The sequence below is a fragment of the Tessaracoccus sp. MC1756 genome, from assembly GCF_014164735.1.
Lineage (GTDB): Bacteria > Actinomycetota > Actinomycetes > Propionibacteriales > Propionibacteriaceae > Arachnia.
In genome coordinates, this window is the sequence record NZ_JACJFZ010000010.1 from 1 (window position 1) to 5,470 (window position 5,470).

General features: G+C 54.3%; 3 rRNA genes. All 3 read right to left on the reverse strand.

Annotation, left to right across the window (positions count from 1 at the left end):
* Window positions 1-56 precede the first annotated feature (56 nt).
* The 3 genes from rrf to H5393_RS14250 all read right to left on the reverse strand — a co-directional run bounded on the left by rrf (window position 57) and on the right by H5393_RS14250 (window position 5,239).
* Window positions 57-173 (reverse strand): 5S ribosomal RNA (gene rrf, locus H5393_RS14240).
* Between the two features lie 108 nt (window positions 174-281).
* Window positions 282-3,374 (reverse strand): 23S ribosomal RNA (locus H5393_RS14245).
* 344 nt (window positions 3,375-3,718) lie between these two features.
* A 16S ribosomal RNA gene (locus tag H5393_RS14250) occupies window positions 3,719-5,239 on the reverse strand.
* Together the 16S, 23S and 5S rRNA genes form the textbook arrangement of a ribosomal RNA operon.
* Between the last annotated feature and the right edge of the window lie 231 nt (window positions 5,240-5,470).

Consider the following 5,470-nt stretch of genomic DNA (forward strand, 5'->3'; position numbering starts at 1 on the left):
GGTCTGTAAATGCAACAAACCCCCCGAACCAGGTTCGGGGGGTTTGCTATAAAGAAGTCCGGCGGCGTCCTAGTCTCCCACGAGGTCCCCCTCGCAGTACCATCGGCGCAGAGAGGCTTAACTTCCGGGTTCGGGATGGGACCGGGTGTTTCCCTCTCGCTATGGCCACCGTAACACTATGGGAAATAGCGTTCGGATACACCTTGCTCAAGTCTGTGTTGAGTTGTGTGTTCCCGACCGTATCTCGGGAACCTCACAGTGGACGCGTAGCATCTTTGTAGAAAGACAAGCCCTCGGCCTATTAGTATCGGTCAGCTCCGCACATTGCTGTGCTTCCACATCCGACCTATCACCTCGTGGTCTACAAGGGGCCTTACCAGATTATTCTGTGGGAGTCCTCATCTTGAAGTGTGCTTCCCGCTTAGATGCTTTCAGCGGTTATCACGTCCCAACGTAGCCAACCAGCCGTGCTTTTGGTAAACAACTGGCACACCAGAGGTTAGTCCGACCCGGTCCTCTCGTACTAAGGTCAGCTCTTCTCAAGACTCCTACGCGCGCAGCGGATAGGGACCGAACTGTCTCACGACGTTCTAAACCCAGCTCGCGTGCCGCTTTAATGGGCGAACAGCCCAACCCTTGGGACCGACTCCAGCCCCAGGATGCGACGAGCCGACATCGAGGTGCCAAACCATGCCGTCGCTATGGACGCTCGGGCAAGATCAGCCTGTTATCCCCGGGGTACCTTTTATCCGTTGAGTCCTGGCGCTTCCATGTGCCACCAGAAGATCACTAGTCCCGACTTTCGTCCCTGCTCGAGATGTCTCTCTCGCAGTCAAGCTCCCTTGTGCACTTACACTCGAAACCTGATTGCCAACCAGGCTGAGGGAACCTTTGGGCGCCTCCGTTACCTTTTGGGAGGCGACCGCCCCAGTCAAACTACCCATCAGGCACTGTCCCTGATCCAGATAATGGACCTAGGTTAGATAACCAGAGTGACCAGAGTGGTATTTCAACGATGACTCCACCTGAACTGGCGTCCAAGCTTCAAAGTCTCCCACCTATCCTACACAAGTCACACCGATCACCAATACCAAACTATAGTAAAGGTCCCGGGGTCTTTCCGTCCTGCTGCGCGTAACGAGCATCTTTACTCGTAATGCAATTTCGCCGAGTTCGTGGTGGAGACAGCGCCCAAGTCGTTACTCCATTCGTGCAGGTCGGAACTTACCCGACAAGGAATTTCGCTACCTTAGGATGGTTATAGTTACCACCGCCGTTTACTGGGGCTTAAGTTCTAGGCTTCGCCGTGAGGCTAACCCTTCCCCTTAACCTTCCAGCACCGGGCAGGAGTCAGTGCGTATACATCGTCTTTCGACTTAGCACGCACCTATGTTTTTAGTAAACAGTCGCTTGGGCCTGGTCTCTGCGACCCTCAACGCTTTCGAAGTAAATTCTAATACGCATCGGGTCCCCCTTATTCCGAAGTTACGGGGGTATTTTGCCGAGTTCCTTCACCACGATTCTCTCGATCGCCTTAGTATTCTCTACCTATCCACCTGTGTCGGTTTGGGGTACGGGCGGCTAATATCTCGCTCACGAAGCTTTTCTAGGCAGCATAGGATCACTCTTACGACAACCAAAGTTGCCGACACATCATGTCTCAGGCTTGATGAGACGCGGATTTGCCTACGTCTCGCCCTACACACTTGACCCGGTATATCCAAAACCGGGAAGAGCTACCTTCCTGCGTCCCTCCGCAGCTTGCCTACTATGAACTTGGGTCACAGACTCAGTGAAGATCCGTCCGAAGACATCACCACACCTCGCGTGCTTAGCATCATCCAGTTCGGCAGGGGCGATATTTCGCCGGTACGGGAATATCAACCCGTTGTCCATCGACTACGCCTGTCGGCCTCGCCTTAGGTCCCGACTTACCCAGGGCAGATTAGCTTGACCCTGGAACCCTTGGATATTCGGCGGACGGGTTTCTCACCCGTCTTTCGCTACTCATGCCTGCATTCTCACTCGTGTGCTCTCCACGACTGGGTCACCCCGCCGCTTCACTGCGCACACGACGCTCCCCTACCCATCCACACAACCTTACGGTTTAAACGTGTGAATGCCATAGCTTCGGCGGATAACTTGAGCCCCGCTAAATTGTCGGCGCAGAATCACTTGACCAGTGAGCTATTACGCACTCTTTCAAGGGTGGCTGCTTCCAAGCCAACCTCCTGGTTGTCTCCGCAACTCCACATCCTTTTCCACTTAGTTATCGCTTAGGGGCCTTAGCTGATGATCTGGGCTGTTTCCCTCTCGACTATGAAGCTTATCCCCCACAGTCTCACTGCCGCACTCTCACTTACCGGCATTCGGAGTTTGACTGATTTCGGTAAGCTTGTGGGCCCCCTAGACCATTCAGTGCTCTACCTCCGGTAAGAAACATGCGACGCTGCACCTAAATGCATTTCGGGGAGAACCAGCTATCACGAAGTTTGATTGGCCTTTCACCCCTATCCACAGCTCATCTCCTCGGTTTTCAACCCAAGTGAGTTCGGTCCTCCACGACGTCTTACCGTCGCTTCAACCTGGCCATGGATAGATCACTTCGCTTCGGGTCTAGAGCACGCGACTAAAAACGCCCTATTAGGACTTGCTTTCGCTACGGCTTCCCCACACGGGTTAACCTCGCCACGTACCACTAACTCGCAGGCTCATTCTTCAAAAGGCACGCCGTCACCCCGCAGGGCTCCGACGGATTGTATGCGATCGGTTTCAGGTACTATTTCACTCCCCTCCCGGGGTACTTTTCACCTTTCCCTCACGGTACTTGTCCGCTATCGGTCACCAAGGAGTATTTAGGCTTAGCGGATGGTCCCGCCAGATTCATGCGGAATTTCAGGGGTTCCGCATTACTTGGGGTGACGCTCCAGAGTGATCAACTTACGCCTACAGGAGTCTTACCTTCTCTGCTGTGCCATTCACAGACACTTCAACTTCACTGATCATTTTTTACTCTGTGGCTGCTCGACAGCGCAACCAGAACGGCCCCACAACACCCCGCATGCAACGCCTGTCAGCTATCACACACACGAGGTTTGGCCTCTTCCGCGTTCGCTCGCCACTACTAACGGAATCACTATTGTTTTCTCTTCCTGTGGGTACTGAGATGTTTCACTTCCCCACGTTCCCTCCAACTGCCCTATATATTCAGGCAGAGGTTGCCGGACATGACTCCGGTATTTCAAGGTTTCCCTATTCGGAAATCCACGGATCAAAGCTCGTTTACCAGCTCCCCATGGCTTATCGCAGGTTACAACGTCCTTCATCGGCTCTTGGTGCCAAGGCATCCACCGATCGCACTTAGTAGCTTGTCAAAAAATCTACAAAGATGCTCGCGTCCACTGTGAAGTTCTCAAAATACGGGCGAGCCCAGGCAACCACCAGATCCACAGACCTGATCGCGGCACTGGTCCGCTAGAAGGCGTTGCAACAGCAACCGACCCTTCAGGACCCAACAGCGTGCTTAGCTCGACACCCACCATCCCCCGATTTTCCACTCCCAGACCACAAGGACCCAGGTTGTACTGACGAGAAACGACTTCCTCCGAGCTTCAAAAGTCAATGTTCCACATTCCGGTGCCGGCCGCGCTGGAAACATCTGTCCCAGAACACGACCATGAGCACCACAGTCAAAACTGTGCTGCTACAGGCTCCTTAGAAAGGAGGTGATCCAGCCGCACCTTCCGGTACGGCTACCTTGTTACGACTTAGTCCTAATTACCGGTCCCACCTTCGACGGCTCCCTCCCACAAGGGGTTAGGCCACCGGCTTCGGGTGTTACCGACTTTCATGACTTGACGGGCGGTGTGTACAAGCCCCGGGAACGTATTCACCGCAGCGTTGCTGATCTGCGATTACTAGCGACTCCGACTTCATGGGGTCGAGTTGCAGACCCCAATCCGAACTGAGACCGGCTTTTTGAGATTCGCTCACCCTTGCAGGTTCGCAGCTCTTTGTACCGGCCATTGTAGCATGCGTGAAGCCCTGGACATAAGGGGCATGATGACTTGACGTCATCCCCACCTTCCTCCGAGTTGACCCCGGCGGTCTCCTATGAGTCCCCGGCATTACCCGCTGGCAACATAGGACGAGGGTTGCGCTCGTTGCGGGACTTAACCCAACATCTCACGACACGAGCTGACGACAGCCATGCACCACCTGTAAACCGACCATAAAGGGGCACCTATCTCTAGATGTTTCCGGCATATGTCAAACCCAGGTAAGGTTCTTCGCGTTGCATCGAATTAATCCGCATGCTCCGCCGCTTGTGCGGGGCCCCGTCAATTCCTTTGAGTTTTAGCCTTGCGGCCGTACTCCCCAGGCGGGGTACTTAATGCGTTAGCTGCGGCACGGAGTTCGTGGAATGAACCCCACACCTAGTACCCACCGTTTACGGCGTGGACTACCAGGGTATCTAAGCCTGTTTGCTCCCCACGCTTTCGCTTCTCAGCGTCAGGAAAGGTCCAGAGAACCGCCTTCGCCACTGGTGTTCCTCCTGATATCTACGCATTCCACCGCTTCACCAGGAATTCCATTCTCCCCTACCTTCCTCAAGTCTGCCCGTATCGGAAGCAGGCTCAGGGTTAAGCCCTGAGTTTTCACTACCGACGCAACAAACCGCCTACAAGCTCTTTACGCCCAATAAATCCGGACAACGCTCGCACCCTACGTATCACCGCGGCTGCTGGCACGTAGTTAGCCGGTGCTTCTTCTGCAGGTACCGTCACTTGCGCTTCGTCCCTGCTGAAAGCGGTTTACAACCCGAAGGCCGTCATCCCGCACGCGGCGTTGCTGCATCAGACTTGCGTCCATTGTGCAATATTCCCCACTGCTGCCTCCCGTAGGAGTTTGGGCCGTATCTCAGTCCCAATGTGGCCGGTCACCCTCTCAGGCCGGCTACCCGTCGAAGCCTTGGTGAGCCACTACCTCACCAACAAGCTGATAGGCCGCGAGTCCATCCTTGACCGCCGGAGCTTTCAAACCAACACGATGCCGTGAAGGCTGGTATCCGGTATTAGCACCTGTTTCCAGGAGTTATCCCAAAGTCAAGGGCAGGTTACTCACGTGTTACTCACCCGTTCGCCACTCGTGTACCCCCGAAAGGGCCTTACCGTTCGACTTGCATGTGTTAAGCACGCCGCCAGCGTTCGTCCTGAGCCAGGATCAAACTCTCCGTTGAAAATTATCAGCACAGACACCCCAAAAGGCGCCCGCTCAACTGTCAACTAGTTTGATACCGACAAAATCCAAAAAACTGGACTTTAATCAATATTAATTCAAAGGAATCCATCCCCAACCAAAGCTGGGAGACGGGTTCGCACGACAAGACTCCGAAAAGCCTTGCCAGTGCATATAATTGGCATTGACTTAAAGCACACTGTTGAGTTCTCAAGTTTCGGGTGCGACCCGC